The following is a 14732-nucleotide window of genomic DNA, read 5'->3' as shown; positions in this document are numbered from 1 at the left end:
ACGGCGGCGCGGTTCGCCGGTCAGACGGCCCGTTCAGCCGCCTGCAGCAGGGCACGCACGAGCTCGACGTAGTCCAAGCCGACCGCCGCGAACATCCGGGGCACCTGCGACTGCTCGGTGAACCCCGGCGCGGTGTTCACCTCGTTCAGCACGACGCCGTGGTCGGTGAGGAAGAAGTCGAACCGCGCGACGCCCGCGCACCCAAGCGTGTCGTAGAGGGTCCGGGCTGCGTGCTCGATCGCTGCCTCGTCGGTGGCCGACAGTGCCGCCGGCACCGTGAACCGTGCGGTCCCGTCGTACTTCTCGGTGCGCCCGAACACGTCGCCGTCGGCGACGCCGATCTCCAGCGTCGCGCCGGTGCGGAGCGCCCCGGTGTCGTCGCGGAACACGGCGATGTCGATCTCGCGCCCGGTGATGAACGCCTCGGCGAGCACGTCGGTGCCTGCAGCCCGGGCGAGTGCCACGGCAGCCGCGTACGCGTCGGGCGTCCGGACCACCGTCACGCCGTTGCTCGAGCCACCGGTCGTCGGCTTCACGACGAAGGGCGGCCGCAGGGGCACCTGGCCGATCTCGTCTCCAGCGCGGATCAGCACACCCGGCGCGGTGCGGACGCCGACGGCCTCGGCCAAGGTCTTCGTGACCCACTTGTCCATGCCGAGTGCGCCGGCGCGGACGGGGGAGCCGACCACCGGCACGCCGATCATCGTGAGGAAGCCGGCGACCGCGCCGTCCTCACCGTGGACACCGTGGAGTACCGGGAACGCCGCGCGGCACGACGTCAGCACGGCAACGGCGTCCGCGGGGGACAGCGCGGCGCCGTCCGTGTGCCGCCAGCCGCCCGCCCGGTCGATCGTCAGCGGGACCGCGTCGAAGCCGAGGGCCCGGACGGCTCGCGTGACCGCGGCCGCCGATGCGAGCGAGACCTCGTGCTCGTCGTTCGCGCCGCCACCGATGATCGCGACCCGCGTCGGGGCCGTGGGGGTGTGGGAGTCGTGGCGATCAGGCAACGGTGGCCTCCGGGGTGGTGACGGTGCGGTGGACCCGGGCGGCGCGCGTGCCGATCCGGGTGACGATCTCGTGCTCGATGGTGTCGGCCCAGCCCGCCCAGTCGTGGACGGTCGGCTCGCCGTCGAGGCCGCGCCCGAAGAACGTGACGGTCTCGCCGAGCTCCAGCCGGTCGTCGCCGGTGTCCACGACGACCATGTCCATCGAGAACCGGCCGACGAGCGGTCGACGGCGTCCGCGCACCTGGACCTCGGCCCGCTCGGACGCCGCACGGGGGAGTCCGTCGCCGTAGCCCAGGGGGAGCAGCGCCAGGGTGGTCCGACGGTCGACGACGTGGTCGAGGCCGTAGCCGACGCCGGCCCCGGGGCCGATCACCCGGGAACCGACGACCGGAGCCGTCAGGGAGAGCGTCGGCTGCAGGTCCGTCGAGGTCCGGGAGGGGTCGATCCCGAAGAGCCCCGCGCCGATGCGGTGCAGACCGTGGCGGCCGCCGACCCCCGTGACGGTCGCTGCCGTGGCGGCGAGGTGCGTGACGAAGCCGGACAGTCCGCGACGCCGGGCAGTGCGCACCGCGTTGTCGAACAGCAGCCGTTCGCGCGTGTTCTGCGGGTCGTCGGGCCGGTCGGCGCAGGACATGTGGCCCATCACCCCGACGACCCGGACCGTGCCGAGCCGCTCGAGCTCGCGTGCGGCGGTGCACAGCGACGGCCACGACCCGGAATCGGCACCGTCGCGGGCCATCCCGACGTCGACGTGCAGGTGGACCCGGGCACGGCGTCCGGTCCGGACTGCTGCACGGCTGACGGCACTGAGCAGCTCGGCGCTCGGGACGGCGATGTCGACGTCGGCGAGCAGCGCACCGTCGAAGTCCGCGTCGACCGGGTTGAGCCAGCTGAGCACCGGCGCGTCCGTCACGGTTGCCCGGACGGCGATCGCTTCGTCGATGGTGGTCACGCCGATCGACGTCGCCCCGGCAGCGAGGACCGACCGGGCGATCGCCCCGTGGCCGAACCCGTCGGCCTTGAGGACGGCCATGACGCCGCCGTCCGTCCGGTCGGCGAACACGGCGGTGTTCGCGCGGACGGCGTCGTCGTGGACGACGAGCTGTGGGCGCGACGGTGTCATGCCTGCCTCCTGGAGATCGCTACCGAACTGATATGCATGATATCGATGGTCACCGACGCCACAGAGAAAGTCATCGGTCCTGGGGATGACGTCGCGCGCCGCGCGACCGAAGCGGTCGATGCCGCGCGGATGACGGCCGTGGCTGCTGCAGGAGGGACGGGAGGCGCGGCTGGCGTGAGCGGACCAGCTGCGGGGATCCGCGCCTCCTTGGCCCCACTCGCTATGCGCCGATAATGCATATTATGTCAACTCAGATCCATCCGGCCGCACTGCGGCCCCGCCCTGGTGGTCGACGCCACTCCCCTCTAGCATCGCGGTCATGAGCACCGAGCGGTGCTCGGAAGCGGCGGTGTCCGATGCGGAAGCTCGTCCTCAAGATGTCGATGTCCCTCGACGGTTTCGTCGCAGGTGCACGTGCGGAGTCCGACTGGATGTTCCGCGCCGCGAGTCCGGACTCGGCCGCGTGGGTGCTCGACACCGTGTCCGGCGCCGGTGTGCACGCGTTCGGTCGTCGGACGTTCGAGTCCATCGCCGGCTTCTGGGCGAACGCGACGACACCCGTCGCCGGTGCGATGAACACCGTCCCGAAGGTCGTCTTCACCCGCCAGCGTGCGTTCGATCCTGCCACGGTCGAAATGGGTGGGGCCGACTCCCCCGCGGCGGCGACCTGGACCGGTGCCCGGGTGGCGAACGGCGACCTCGTGGCGGAGGTCGACCGGCTGCGGGCCGAGGACGGCGCTGACGTCCTCGCACAGGGCGGGACGGACTTCTGCCGGAGCCTCGTGGCCGCGGGCCTCGTCGACGAGTACCGCCTGGTGGTCCTGCCGGTGGTCCTCGGGGCGGGCGACGGGATCTTCTCGGGGCTGCAGGACGAACTCGACCTGACGCTGATCAGTTCGACGGTGTTCGACGGCGGCGCGAAGGCGGACGTGTACCGACCGAAGCGCTGAAGGCAGTCGCCGGCGCTCAGAACACCGCGACCGTCATGCCCGCGGAAGTCGCCGGCCGGTCCATCGCGAGGATCGCCTCGGGAAGCTCGTCGAACCCGATCGTCCGACCGATCGACTCCGACGGGCGGAGGCGTCCGGCGACGACGTCATCGAGCATCGCCGCGTACTCCCCCACCGAGATCCCGTGACTGCCGAGCAGCTCGAGCTCGTCGCCGATGACGCGGCCCATCGGGATCGCCGGCACGGCCTCGTCGTCGAGCAGCAGCCCGACCTGGACGTGCCGACCCCGAGGCCGGAGTGCGGCGACCGCGGCGACCGACGTGGCGCGGCTACCGAAGGCGTCCACGGACACGTGGGCTCCGCCGCCCGTGACGGTCCGGACGGCCTCCCCGACCGCGTCGTCCATCGGTACCGGAACCGCACCGAGGGCTTCGGCACGCGCGAGTGCCGCGGGCGAGACGTCCACCGCGACGACCTTCGCTCCCGCGGCGACCGCGACGATGACGGTCGACAGTCCGACTCCCCCGCAGCCGAAGACGGCCACCCACTCGCCGGCGGCCACTCGTCCCCGGGCGTGCAGTGCGTGGTACGCGGTCCCGAAGCGGCACCCGAGCCCGGCGGCCTCGGCGAACCCGACGGCGTCCGGGAGCGCGACGAGGTTGACGTCCGCGTGCGGGACCACCACGGCCTCGGCGTACGAACCGGGCAGTGTGAAGCCGGGCTGCTGCTGCTGCGTGCACACCTGCGTCGCACCGTCCAGGCACTGCTCGCACTCGCCGCACGCGAAGACGAACGGCGCGGTCACCCGGTCCCCCACGGCGAACCCGCGGACGTCGGGGCCGGCGGACGACACCACGCCGGCGAACTCGTGCCCGGGGATGTGCGGCAGGCGCACCGAGTCGTCGTGCCCCTTCCACGCGTGCCAGTCACTCCGGCAGACCCCGGTCGCGGCGACCCGGACGACCACCCCGTCGATCGGGGCGACCGGGTCCGGGACCTCCACGACCGCGGGGACGGAACCGAACTCGTCGTACTGGACTGCGCGCATCCGGCCATCCTGACAGACGGAGCCCCGCGTGAGCGCCGGCGTTGCGCACCGGATGGCACCGCCGGTTCACTGGCAACATGACTGGACTGCGTTTCTCCGCCGACCCCGCCGACCTCGACGTCCCCCGTGTCCACCGCTGGCTGAGCGAGGAGTCCTACTGGGCCCGGGGCCGTGACCGTGCCACGCAGGACGCGATCATCGCCGGCTCCCGGAACTTCGGCGTCTACGACGACACCAGCGGTCAGCAGCTCGGGTACGCCCGTGTGATCACCGACGGCGTGACGTTCGGCTGGCTCGCCGACGTCTTCGTCGACCCGGCGGCGCGAGGCGGCGGTGTCGGCGTCGCGCTCGTGCAGGGAGTCATCGAGGCCATCGAGCCGCTCGGCCTGAAGCGGTTCGCACTCTTCACCGCGGACGCCCACGGGCTGTACGAGCGGTTCGGCTTCCGCCCGCTCCCCGATGCCGCGGGTTGGATGATGCGTCCAGGGCCGGGGTTCGGCGCCGACGTGCACGGCTGAACCGGGCGCGCTGCGACCCGGCCACGGGACCGAGCGAGCTCGCCCGTCGGACGCGAGCCGTGCCTCCAGGCCGTCGCGCCCGCGGTGGCGGACGCACTCGGGGAGCAGAAGGTGTCGGGTCCATCCGGCCGACCCGACATCTTCTGCTCACGAAGCGGCCGCGGGCCGCCCCGCGTGTCCCGCCCCGCGCGCCCAGCCCCGCCGGCCGCCCTCAGTACGCGATGCGCCCGTCGCGGTCGTGGAACTCCCCCGTGGGGCCGTCCGCGCCGAGCGTCGCCAGCGCCACCGTGGCGTCCGTCCCCTCGGTCACGGTCTGGTGCCCGCCGAACCCGTTGAACTCCGTCGCCGTGTACCCGGGGTCGCTCGCGTTCACCCGGAACCCGGGCAGGTTCTTCGCGTACTGCACGGTGAGGGCGATGAGTGCCGCCTTCGACGCGGCGTACGGCACCGCGGGCACCGGGTACTCGTCCCGCCCGGGGGTCGTCAGCCACCGCGGGAAGCCCACACCCGAGGCCACGTTCACGATGACCGGGTTCGCCGACTCCCGCAGCAGCGGCAGCGCCGCCTGCGTCACGCGCACGACGCCGGTCACGTTCGTGTCGAGCACGGCTCCGATCGCAGCGGCGTCGAGGTCGTCGACCCCGAACGACGTCCCGAGGATGCCCGCGTTGTTCACGAGCACGTCGAGTCCGGGCAGTCCGGCGACCGCGCGCTCGACCGAGGACTGGTCGGTGACGTCCAGCTGGACGACGTGCGCGCCGAGGGCACGTGCCTCGTCCCCCGTGGCCGGATCGCGCATGCCGGCGTACACGGTGTGCCCGGCCTCGACGAGGCGACGGACGGTCTCGAGCCCGAGACTGCGGTTGGCTCCGGTGATGAGTGTCGTTGTCATGCCCCCAGCCTCCGCCCCCGTGGCCGGGTCCCCCAGGCACCGCTCGACAGTGGGACCACCAGTACCAGGCAGGCCGGGAGGCGCGGGTCGAGGATGGTGGGCATGAGCGAGTTCGCGAGTGTGCTGCGTTCCTGGCGCGACCGGGTCCGTCCCGAAGCGGTCGGCCTGCCGGCCGGGCCCGGTCGACGGACGCCTGGTCTCCGTCGGGAGGAGCTCGCTGCGCTCGCCGGGGTGAGCGTCGACTACGTCGTCCGCCTCGAGCAGGGACGCGCGACGAACCCGTCGCCGCAGTTGCTCGGCGCACTCGCCACCGCGCTCCGTCTCACCGAGGAGGAACGCGACCACCTCTGCCGCGTCGCAGGGTCCGCGCCGCCGTCGCGCCGGGTCGTCCCCCGGCACGTCACCCCGGGCGTGCAGCGCATCGTCGACCGCCTCGGCGACGTCCCCCTCGCCGTGTTCACCGCCGCGCACGACATCGTCCTGTGGAACGACCTCTGGGCAGCGCTCACCGGTGACCCCTCGCGGTACACCGGCATCGACCGGAACCTCGTGTGGCGACACTTCATGCACGGCCACGACGAGGTCGAGTGGGACGACGAGCACCAGGAGGAGTTCTCCAGCGACCTCGCCGCCGACCTCCGCGCCGCCGTCGGACGGTACCCCGCCGACCGGGACCTCGCCGAGCTCGTGGCACGCCTCCGTCGCGAGTCCCCCGAGTTCGAGCGCCGCTGGGACACCGGACGCGTCGCCGAGCACCGGGCGAGCCGCAAGCGCGTGCACTCCCCCGTCGGCCCGATCGAGATCGACTGCGACGTCCTGAGCGTGCCGGGCGGGGACCTCCGCATCGTCGTCTACACGGCGGTCCCCGGCACCGAGGACGCCGCGAAGCTCGACCTCCTGCGCGTCACCGGCCTGCAGCAACTCACCCCGAGCTGATCACCGGCTCGGCGAACGGCCGTCCGCGGTCGCCCACGCATCGCGGAGCGCCGCGACCTGCTCGACCTCGGTCATGTCGGTGACGTCGAGGACGAGGTCCACCGCCTGCGGGACCGCGGTCATCCGGTGGAGCAGTTCGAACTCGTCGTCGGTGATGTACACCGGTCTGGTGGCGGCTCGCGCTCGGGCCTCCTCGAGGCTGATCGCCAAGTGCACGACGAAGCACTCCGGGAGTTCGGCGCGGTACACGGCGAGCGTCTCCGCGGTGAGGACGTCCGACGTGGTGACGGCGAAGCCCGCAGCGAGCAGGTTCCGGGCCAGCGCACTCACGTTGCGGGCGGCGAGTGCGTGCTGGGCACGGCCCTCCGGTCCCGACCAGAGCGTCGCATCCCCGGCGATGACGAGCTGGCGGACGTCGTCACCGTCGATGTACGCGCCGCGCGGTTCCGCGGCAGCGAGGGCACGACCGCAGGTCGTCTTCCCGACCGCCGGGCCACCCGAGAGGATCAGTGGTCGCATCGTGCCGTCCTTCCGTCCCGGTCGACGCTACCCAGGCCCGTGCGGCGCTGCGGCGGGAACGGTGGGTAGCGTGGCCGCCATGGACTGCTTCGCGAGCTGGCGCACCCGCCACTGAAGGAGACGGCCTCGCCGTCACGTACCGCCACACCGAGCACGGTGTGGCGCCTCCAGGCTGCTCAGAGAAGAGGCACACCATGCACATCCGCGCCTGCACGCCCGACGATCTGCCCGCGCTCACCGAGCTGACGATCGAGACGTTCCGCCCGCTCCTCGCCGGTGACCTGGTGAGACTGCGCCCGGAGGTCACGGCACACGACCACGCGCACTGGGAGGACGACTACCGGCACGAGGTGCCCGCGTTGCTCGACCCTGCCGAAGACCGGTTCATCACGCTGGCGGAGGACGACGACGGGCCGCTCGGGTACGTCGGGTGGCACGTCACGAACGGCGCGTCCGGCCGGCTGGAGATGGTCGCCGTCCACCCGCGTGCCCGACGACGAGGAGTCGCACGGGCACTGTGCACGACCGTCCTCGGTGAACTCGGCGGACGCGGGGTCGAGGTGGTGCACATCGGCACGGGCGGGGACGCCTTCCACGCCCCGGCGCGAGCGCTCTACGAGTCGCTCGGCTTCACGCCGTACCCCACGGTCGACTACGCCCGCGCCCTGCCGTCCGGGCGCCCGGTCACGCCGCGGTGAACACCAGCGACGCGTTCTGCCCACCGAAGCCGAACGAGTTGTTCAGCGCCGTCCGGATCGGCACCTCCCGCGCGGCCCCGGCGACCACGTCCAGCTCGACCGCCGGGTCGAGGTGCTCCAGGTTCAGCGTCGCCGGCACGAGCCCGGTCTCGATCGCCCGCACGGCCAGGATCGACTCGACGGCCCCGGCTGCCCCGAACATGTGTCCGATGGCTCCCTTCGGCGCGGTCACCACGGCCCCGGTGCCGACCGCGCGAGCGATCGCAGCGGCCTCGCCGACGTCCCCGACGGGCGTGCTGGTCGCGTGCGCGTTGACGTGGTCGATGTCGGCGCCCGTCAGCCCGGCCATCCGGATCGCCGCGGTCATCGCCCGCTCCTGCTCGGACCCGTCCGCCAGGGGCGCGGTGATGTGGAACGCGTCCGAGGTGATACCCCAGCCGGCGAGGGTCCCGTGCGAGCGCTGGGTGCGGGCAGCGGCGTGGTCGGCCCGCTCGAGCACGACGAACCCGGCACCCTCGCCGAGCACGAACCCGCGGCGGGATGCGTCGAAGGGGCGGGAGAGCGTCGTCGGGTCGTCGTCGCCGGGCTTCGCGAGGGCCTGCGACTGCGCGAAGGACGCCATGGTCACCGGCGTCACGGCGGCTTCGGTCCCACCGGCGATGACGACGTCGGCCTCCCCCGTGACGATCAACCGCGCGGCCGTCGCGATCGCCTCGGCCCCGGAGGCGCAGGCGGACACGGTGGTGTACGCCCCGGCCCGTGCACCGAACGCGATGCTGATCTGCGCCGCCGCGGCGTTCGCCATGAGCATCGGGACGGTGCGGGGCGACACGCGACGGGCGCCAGCGGTGCCGAGCACGTCGTGGGCGTCGAGGAGTGTCTCCACTCCCCCGATCCCGGTGCCGACGACGACGGCGAGCCGGTCCCCCTCGACCGTCGGGGCGCAGGCGTCCGCCCAGGCCTCCTCGGCCGCGACGAGCGCGAGCTGCTGGCTGCGGTCGAGTCGGTTCGCCCGGACCCGCCCGAGTGCTCCGTCCGCGTCGAGTGCGGCGGCGGCGCCGACCCGGATCGGGACCTGGTCCCAGTGCGTGCCGGTCCGGTCGAGGTCGTGCACGCCGGAGCGGCCGGCGACCAGGGCGTCCCAGAGCGTGTCGACGCCGTGGCCGAACGGCGACACCGCTCCGTAGCCGGTGATGGAGATGTGCACGGGAGACTCCTTCTTGTACGTTGAACAAGTTGAGTTGTACCACGTACAATTCCGGCATGGCAACCACGAGCGACGCCCCGGGCACCCCGCGCGGGGCAGCGACCCGGGCGCGGATCCTCGCCGCGACCGCCGGACTGCTGAGCGGCACCGGCGGACCGACCGAGCACCGGACGGTGACCGTGAGCGAGATCGCGCGGGCCGCGGGCGTGTACCCGAACCAGATCACGCACCACTACGGATCGAAGGACCGACTGGTGCTCGACGCCGCGTTCGCGCTGTTCCTGCGCGACACGACCCGGTTGCAGGCAGCCGGGCGTCGCGCCACGAGCGCCGAGGCGTTCCGGCAGGTCCTCGCCCGCACCGCCCTCGCGATGCCGTCGACGCCGCTCGTCGTGCGGGCCCTCGCGAGCGCGGGCGACGACGCCGCGCAACGCGAGCGAGTGCGGCTGCTCCTGCAGGTGCTGTTCCGGCAGTCGGAGCGCTACCTCGAGCGGGTCGTCACCGAACACGGGTGGACGAGCCGGAGCGGCGTCGGACGCGACGCGCGGACGTTCTGGAGCGCGGTGTTCGGCGCCACGCTGCTCGCCGACGCCGGGGTCACCGGCGGACCGTCCGACCTCGACCTCGCCGGCACCGTCTCGATCACCTGACCCGCAGGAGGCGCAGCGCCCTACTCGCCGAAGCCGGACCGCACGAGCGCCACGAGCGCGTCGACCGCGTCCTGCGCGTCGGCTCCGGTCCCCTCGATGGTCACCGTCGCCCCCCTGGGCAGTGCGAGCGCCATGATCGCGAGCAGGCTCTTCGCGTCCACCCCGTTGACTCGGACCTCGGCGTCGAACCTGGCAGCCGTCTTCACGAACTCCGCGGCGGGCCGAGCGTGCAGGCCGCTCTCGTTGACGAGTTCCACCGTCTCGGACGCGGCCACGTCGTCGACGGAGCCGGTCCCGGAGACCGGCGCCGCGCCTCCTGGGCCGTCGCCGGACGGACTGGAGGCGCGACTCGCGTCCGCCTCGGAGCCTGCGGCAGACGCGGCAGCGGCCAGGACCGCGTCGACGTCGCCACCGGTCTGTGCGGCGACTGCGGCGGCGACCGCGCCCTCGACCAGCGGGGCCTGCGAGACGTGCACGCGCGCCCGGACGTCGTCGTCGAGGAAGTCGAGCGCCGTGTCGGTGGTCAGGTAGGCGGAGCCGAGGTCGCACAGGACGACCACCGCCTCGGTGTCGGCGAGTTCCTCGATGCCGGCCGTGATGGCCTCGAACGAGGTGCCGATGCCGCCGTCGTCGGTGCCGCCGGCGGCCACGAGCGGGACGTCCGCGGCCATCTGCCGGGCGAGCTCGACGGTGCCGGTCGCGATCGCCGCACTGTGCGAGACGATCAGGATCCCGACGGTCACGCGGCGTCCACGGCCGCGCGGAGGATGTACACGGTGGACTGCGCGCCCGGGTCGCGGTGCCCGACAGCACGTTCGCCGAGGTAGCTCGCGCGGCCCTTGTGGGCGACCAGCGGGTCGGTCGACTCCGCGCCGGTGACGGCCGCGTCGGCTGCGGCGGCCAGCACCTGCTCCGGGCTGTCCCCGGCGGCGGCCGCGGCACCGGCGGCGTCGACCGCGGGCGACCATGCGTCGACCATGGTCTTGTCGCCGACGGCCGCCTTGCCCCGGGACACGATGCCGTCACGGGCAGCGGTCAGCACCTGGACGAGCGTGTCGGCGTCGAGCTCCGCGGCGTCCCCGGCGGCCTGTGCGGCCTTGAGGTACGCGGTCCCGAACAGCGGACCCGCGGCACCGCCGACCGTCGAGATGAGCTTCGTCGCGACCACCTTGAGCACGGCTCCGGGGGTGTCGAACGAACCGGCGTCCACGGCCTCGAGCACGGCACGGAAGCCGCGGTCGAGGTTCTCACCGTGGTCGCCGTCGCCGATCTCCCGGTCGAGCGTGACGAGCTCGGCCCGGTGCTCGTCGATCGTCGCGGCGGTGCGTCGGACCCAGTCGATGGCCCATGCGGTGTCGAGCGCCAATTCGTGTTCCTTCCTGCGTCCGGCTCCGTTCACGGGCCGGGTCGTGGTGCGGTGGGTTCAGCGTCCCCAGCGCAGTGCCGGGGTCTCCACCGGTGCGTCCCAGAGGGCGGTGAGTTCGTCGTCGAGCACCGTGACGGTGAGCGAGAACCCCTGCATCTCGAGGGATGTCACGTAGTCGCCGACCAGGCTACGCGTGACGTCGAACCCGCGGTCGGTGAGGACCTCGGCGGCGCGTCGGTAGGCGATGTAGAGCTCGGATAGGGGCGTGCCGCCCATGCCGTTCACGAGGAGCAGCAGCTTCGACCCGGCGGGAGCGGCGAGGTCGGTGAGGATCGGTTCGAGCACGCGGTCCACGAGCTCGTCGGCCGGGGCCATCGGGATGCGTTCGCGGCCGGGCTCGCCGTGGATGCCGATGCCGAGCTCGACCTCGTCGTCTGCGAGGGTGAACGACGGCTCGCCGGCGTGCGGGACGGTGCCGGAGGCGAGCGCGAGCCCCATCGAGCGCGTGACGTCGTTCACGTGCCGGGCGACGGCGGCGACGGCGTCGAGGTCGTCCCCCCGCTCGGCTGCGGCGCCCGCGCACTTCTCGACGACGACGGTACCGGCGACGCCGCGTCGGCCGGCCGTGTAGAGCGAGTCCTGCACGGCGACGTCGTCGTCCACCACGACGGACTCGACCCGGACGTCGTCCATGCCGGCGAGCTCGGCGGCGGTCTCGAAGTTGAGGACGTCGCCGGTGTAGTTCTTGACGATGTGGAGCACCCCCGCTCCCCCGTCGACGGCCTTCGTCGCGGCGACGATCGGGTCCGGCGTGGGACTCGTGAAGACCGGCCCCGGCACCGCGGCGTCGAGCATGCCGTAGCCGACGAACCCGGCGTGCAGCGGCTCATGTCCACTGCCCCCGCCGCTGACGATCCCGACCTTGCCGGACACCGGGGCGTCCGCGCGGTGGATGTGGATCGGGTCCTCGACCAGCACGACGTGGCCGGCGTGGGCACGGGCGAACCCGCGCACGGTCTCGTCGACCACGGCCTGCGGATCGTTGATGAGCTTCTTCATGCTGACCTCCACGGAGTGCGGGCGATCGCGAGGCAGCACCGCCGTCGTCGACCGGAGTGCCCTCAATCTACATCGCCGGTCCGGGCGAGCGTTCCCCCCGCGTGCACGTTCGTGCACCGACCCGGGGGCGGCCCACCGGCCTCGGATGCGCGGGCGCACACCGCGCATGCACGTTCGTGCACAATGGCGCACTTCCCTCACGAATGCATCGCCATCCGTCGATGCCCGTCAGTATGCTCGGCCCCAATCACTCAACGGGGAGTGCCGGCGCTGTACCACCGGACCCCCACCCTCACGCACTGGAGGTCACCGATGGACGGCATCGGCGTCAATTTCCTCTCCGAGCTCGTCGGTACGGCGATGCTCATCATCCTGGGTGGCGGCGTCGTCGCCGCCGTCTCGCTGACGAAGTCCAAGGGCTTCGGAGCCGGCTTCCTCATGGTGACGATCGGCTGGGGCTTCGCGGTCTTCGCCGGTGTCACCGTGTCGTACAGCTCCGGCGGCCAGCTCAACCCGGCGGTGAGCCTCGCGCTCGCCATCCTCGACAAGATCACCGTCGGGGAGATGTTCCTCTACTGGCTCGCGCAGATGATCGGCGCGATCATCGGTGCGGTCATCGTCTGGCTGGCCTACAAGCAGCACTTCGACGAGGAGCCCGACGCGGCCGCGAAGCTCGGCGTCTTCTCCACCGGCCCGGCGATCCGCTCGTACGGCTGGAACGTCGTCACCGAGATCATCGGCACCTTCGTGCTCGTCTTCGTCGTCCTCGCCTTCACCAACGGCAAGACCCCGGCCGAGCTCGGCGCCGTCCCCGTCGCCTTCCTCGTGATCGCGATCGGCGTCAGCCTCGGTGGCCCGACCGGCTACGCCATCAACCCGGCACGTGACCTCGGTCCGCGCATCGCGCACGCCTTCCTGCCGATCAAGGGCAAGGGCTCGAGCGACTGGGCCTACGCCTGGGTGCCGGTCGTCGGCCCCCTCGTCGGTGGCGCCCTCGCGGCCGGCCTCTCCACCTTCCTGCTGCCGATCGTTTCCTGATCGTCTGCACCACACCCACCCGAGCACCAGCGTAAGGAGCACCAATGGCCGACTACATCGTCGCCATCGACCAGGGCACGACCTCCACCCGAGCGATCGTCTTCGACCACTCCGGCTCGATCGTGTCCGTCGGACAGAAGGAGCACGAGCAGATCTTCCCGCGTGCCGGGTGGGTCGAGCACGACCCGTCGGAGATCTGGGACAACACCCGTGAGGTCATCGGCCAGGCCCTGTCCCGCGCCGACATCACCCGCCACGACGTCGCAGCGGTCGGCATCACCAACCAGCGCGAGACCGCGGTGGTCTGGGACAAGAACACCGGCAAGCCGGTCTACAACGCGATCGTCTGGCAGGACACCCGCACGCAGTCGATCGTCGACAAGCTCGCCGACGGCGACACCGACCGCTACAAGTCGGTCGTCGGTCTGCCCCTGGCGACGTACTTCGCCGGCACCAAGATCGTCTGGATCCTCGAGAACGTCGAGGGTGCGCGCGAGAAGGCCGAGGCGGGCGACCTGCTCTTCGGCACCACCGACACCTGGGTCCTCTGGAACCTGACCGGCGGCGTCGACGGCGGCGTCCACAAGACCGACGTCACGAACGCGTCCCGCACGCTGTTCATGGACCTCGAGACGCTCGAGTGGCGCGACGACATCCTCGCCGACTTCGGTGTTCCGAAGTCGATGCTCCCCGAGATCGTCAGCTCCTCCGAGGTCTACGGCCACGTCGAGTCCTCGAACCTCCTCCGCGAGGTCCCGATCGCCGGCATCCTGGGCGACCAGCAGGCCGCGACGTTCGGCCAGGCGGCGTTCGACCAGGGCGAGTCGAAGAACACCTACGGCACGGGCAACTTCCTCATCTTCAACACGGGCACGGAGATCGTCCGCTCGGAGAACGGGCTGCTCACGACCGTCGGCTACAAGCTCGGCGACCAGGAGACGCACTACGCGCTCGAGGGGTCGATCGCCGTCACGGGCTCGCTCATCCAGTGGCTCCGCGACAACCTCGGCCTGATCGGCAGCGCCCCGGAGGTCGAGGCCCTCGCCAAGACCGTCGAGGACAACGGCGGCGTGTACTTCGTCCCGGCGTTCTCGGGGCTCTTCGCGCCGTACTGGCGTCCGGATGCCCGCGGTGCGATCGTCGGCCTCACCCGCTACGTCAACAAGGGCCACATCGCCCGTGCCGCCCTCGAGGCGACGGCGCTGCAGACCCGCGAGGTCCTCGACGCCGTCAACGCGGACTCCGGTGTGGACCTCACCGAGCTCAAGGTCGACGGCGGCATGACCGCCAACGACGCGCTCATGCAGTTCCAGGCGGACATCCTGAACGTGCCGGTCGTCCGTCCGGTCGTCGCGGAGACGACGGCGCTCGGCGCGGCCTACGCGGCCGGGCTCGCGGTCGGGTTCTGGGCGAACCTCGACGAGCTCCGTGCCAACTGGCAGGAGGACAAGCGCTGGGAGCCGCAGCTCGACGAAGCCGAGCGCGAGCGCACCCTGCGCCTCTGGAAGAAGGCCGTCACGAAGACGTTCGACTGGGTCGACGAGGACGTCCAGTAGTCCTGTCCTGAGGTGACCGCCTGGAGGCGGGGGGGGGGGGGGCCCCCCCGCCCCCCCCCCCCCCCCGGGGCGGGGGGGGGGGGCGGGGCCCGGGGGGGGGGGGGGGGCGGGCGGTATTAGAGGGGGGGGGGGCCCCCCCACCCCAACACAGAGATGGGGGGGCGC

The 14732-nt window shown here is 72.3% G+C and carries 16 protein-coding genes; 7 read left to right on the top strand and 9 right to left on the bottom strand.

What is annotated here, in order from left to right; genetic code table 11:
- Positions 1-20: 20 nt before the first annotated feature.
- Together J2X60_RS06950 and alr are read right to left on the bottom strand one after the other, a co-directional pair.
- The gene (locus J2X60_RS06950) at positions 21-1007 is read right to left on the bottom strand and encodes an ATP-grasp domain-containing protein (protein WP_309886911.1); all 987 of its coding nucleotides are present in this window, start codon (positions 1005-1007) and stop codon (positions 21-23) included.
- Complete coding sequence (alr, locus tag J2X60_RS06945; RefSeq protein WP_309886909.1) at positions 1000-2130, bottom strand: alanine racemase; 1131 nt, start codon at positions 2128-2130, stop codon at positions 1000-1002. The genes J2X60_RS06950 and alr overlap by 8 nt, the downstream gene beginning before the upstream one ends.
- A 356-nt stretch (positions 2131-2486) precedes the next feature.
- Between alr and J2X60_RS06940 the strand changes: the two genes are divergently transcribed.
- Positions 2487-3080 carry a dihydrofolate reductase family protein gene (locus J2X60_RS06940; protein WP_309886908.1) on the top strand — a complete coding sequence of 198 codons (594 nt, stop codon included), beginning with the start codon at positions 2487-2489 and terminating at the stop codon, positions 3078-3080.
- Between the two features lie 16 nt (positions 3081-3096).
- Here the strand turns inward: J2X60_RS06940 and J2X60_RS06935 are convergent, their stop codons facing one another.
- A complete protein-coding gene (locus tag J2X60_RS06935) occupies positions 3097-4128 on the bottom strand; it encodes an alcohol dehydrogenase catalytic domain-containing protein (RefSeq protein ID WP_309886906.1) in 1032 nt (343 codons plus the stop codon).
- Positions 4129-4205: 77 nt separating this feature from the next.
- Here J2X60_RS06935 and J2X60_RS06930 point away from each other — a divergent pair, with 77 nt between their 5' ends.
- Positions 4206-4646, top strand: a complete 441-nt coding sequence (locus tag J2X60_RS06930) for a GNAT family N-acetyltransferase (protein ID WP_309886905.1) — start codon at positions 4206-4208, stop codon at positions 4644-4646.
- A 211-nt stretch (positions 4647-4857) separates the two neighbouring features.
- Here the strand turns inward: J2X60_RS06930 and J2X60_RS06925 are convergent, their stop codons facing one another.
- A complete protein-coding gene (locus J2X60_RS06925; RefSeq protein ID WP_309779591.1) occupies positions 4858-5538 on the bottom strand; it encodes an SDR family NAD(P)-dependent oxidoreductase in 681 nt (226 codons plus the stop codon).
- 102 nt (positions 5539-5640) lie between these two features.
- On the opposite strand from J2X60_RS06925, the gene J2X60_RS06920 reads away from it, so the two are divergent.
- Entirely contained in the window at positions 5641-6474 is an 834-nt protein-coding gene (locus J2X60_RS06920; RefSeq protein ID WP_309779589.1) for a helix-turn-helix transcriptional regulator, read from the top strand.
- Here J2X60_RS06920 and J2X60_RS06915 read toward each other — a convergent pair whose 3' ends face one another.
- On the bottom strand, positions 6475-6993 hold the full coding sequence (locus J2X60_RS06915) for a hypothetical protein (protein ID WP_309779588.1): 519 nt from the start codon (positions 6991-6993) through the stop codon (positions 6475-6477).
- 194 nt (positions 6994-7187) lie between these two features.
- On the opposite strand from J2X60_RS06915, the gene J2X60_RS06910 reads away from it, so the two are divergent.
- A complete protein-coding gene (locus J2X60_RS06910) occupies positions 7188-7691 on the top strand; it encodes a GNAT family N-acetyltransferase (protein ID WP_309886904.1) in 504 nt (167 codons plus the stop codon).
- Here J2X60_RS06910 and J2X60_RS06905 read toward each other — a convergent pair.
- Entirely contained in the window at positions 7678-8898 is a 1221-nt protein-coding gene (locus J2X60_RS06905) for a beta-ketoacyl-[acyl-carrier-protein] synthase family protein (protein WP_309886903.1), read from the bottom strand. The two genes, J2X60_RS06910 and J2X60_RS06905, sit on opposite strands and share 14 nt — an antisense overlap.
- Positions 8899-8954: 56 nt before the next feature.
- On the opposite strand from J2X60_RS06905, the gene J2X60_RS06900 reads away from it, so the two are divergent.
- Positions 8955-9548, top strand: a complete 594-nt coding sequence (locus tag J2X60_RS06900) for a TetR/AcrR family transcriptional regulator C-terminal domain-containing protein (RefSeq protein WP_309886902.1) — start codon at positions 8955-8957, stop codon at positions 9546-9548.
- 20 nt (positions 9549-9568) lie between these two features.
- On the opposite strand, the gene dhaM is transcribed toward J2X60_RS06900, so the two are convergent.
- Genes dhaM through dhaK form a run of 3 tightly spaced genes read right to left on the bottom strand, consistent with a single transcriptional unit; the run spans position 9569 to position 11973 of the window.
- Positions 9569-10291: a dihydroxyacetone kinase phosphoryl donor subunit DhaM gene (dhaM, locus tag J2X60_RS06895; protein WP_309886901.1), complete on the bottom strand. Its 723-nt coding sequence runs from the start codon at positions 10289-10291 to the stop codon at positions 9569-9571.
- Positions 10288-10914, bottom strand: a complete 627-nt coding sequence (dhaL, locus tag J2X60_RS06890; protein ID WP_070418992.1) for a dihydroxyacetone kinase subunit DhaL — start codon at positions 10912-10914, stop codon at positions 10288-10290. The genes dhaM and dhaL overlap by 4 nt, the downstream gene beginning before the upstream one ends.
- 57 nt (positions 10915-10971) lie before the next feature.
- Positions 10972-11973: a dihydroxyacetone kinase subunit DhaK gene (gene dhaK / locus J2X60_RS06885; protein ID WP_070419595.1), complete on the bottom strand. Its 1002-nt coding sequence runs from the start codon at positions 11971-11973 to the stop codon at positions 10972-10974.
- A gap of 312 nt (positions 11974-12285) precedes the next feature.
- Between dhaK and J2X60_RS06880 the strand changes: the two genes are divergently transcribed.
- Positions 12286-13011 carry an MIP/aquaporin family protein gene (locus J2X60_RS06880; protein ID WP_309886900.1) on the top strand — a complete coding sequence of 242 codons (726 nt, stop codon included), beginning with the start codon at positions 12286-12288 and terminating at the stop codon, positions 13009-13011.
- A gap of 44 nt (positions 13012-13055) precedes the next feature.
- Entirely contained in the window at positions 13056-14567 is a 1512-nt protein-coding gene (gene glpK, locus J2X60_RS06875) for a glycerol kinase GlpK (RefSeq protein WP_070418990.1), read from the top strand.
- The last annotated feature ends 165 nt before the right edge of the window (positions 14568-14732 follow it).

The sequence above is a fragment of the Curtobacterium sp. 320 genome (assembly GCF_031455235.1).
Lineage (GTDB): Bacteria > Actinomycetota > Actinomycetes > Actinomycetales > Microbacteriaceae > Curtobacterium.
This window is presented reverse-complemented; position numbering and strand designations above follow the sequence as displayed.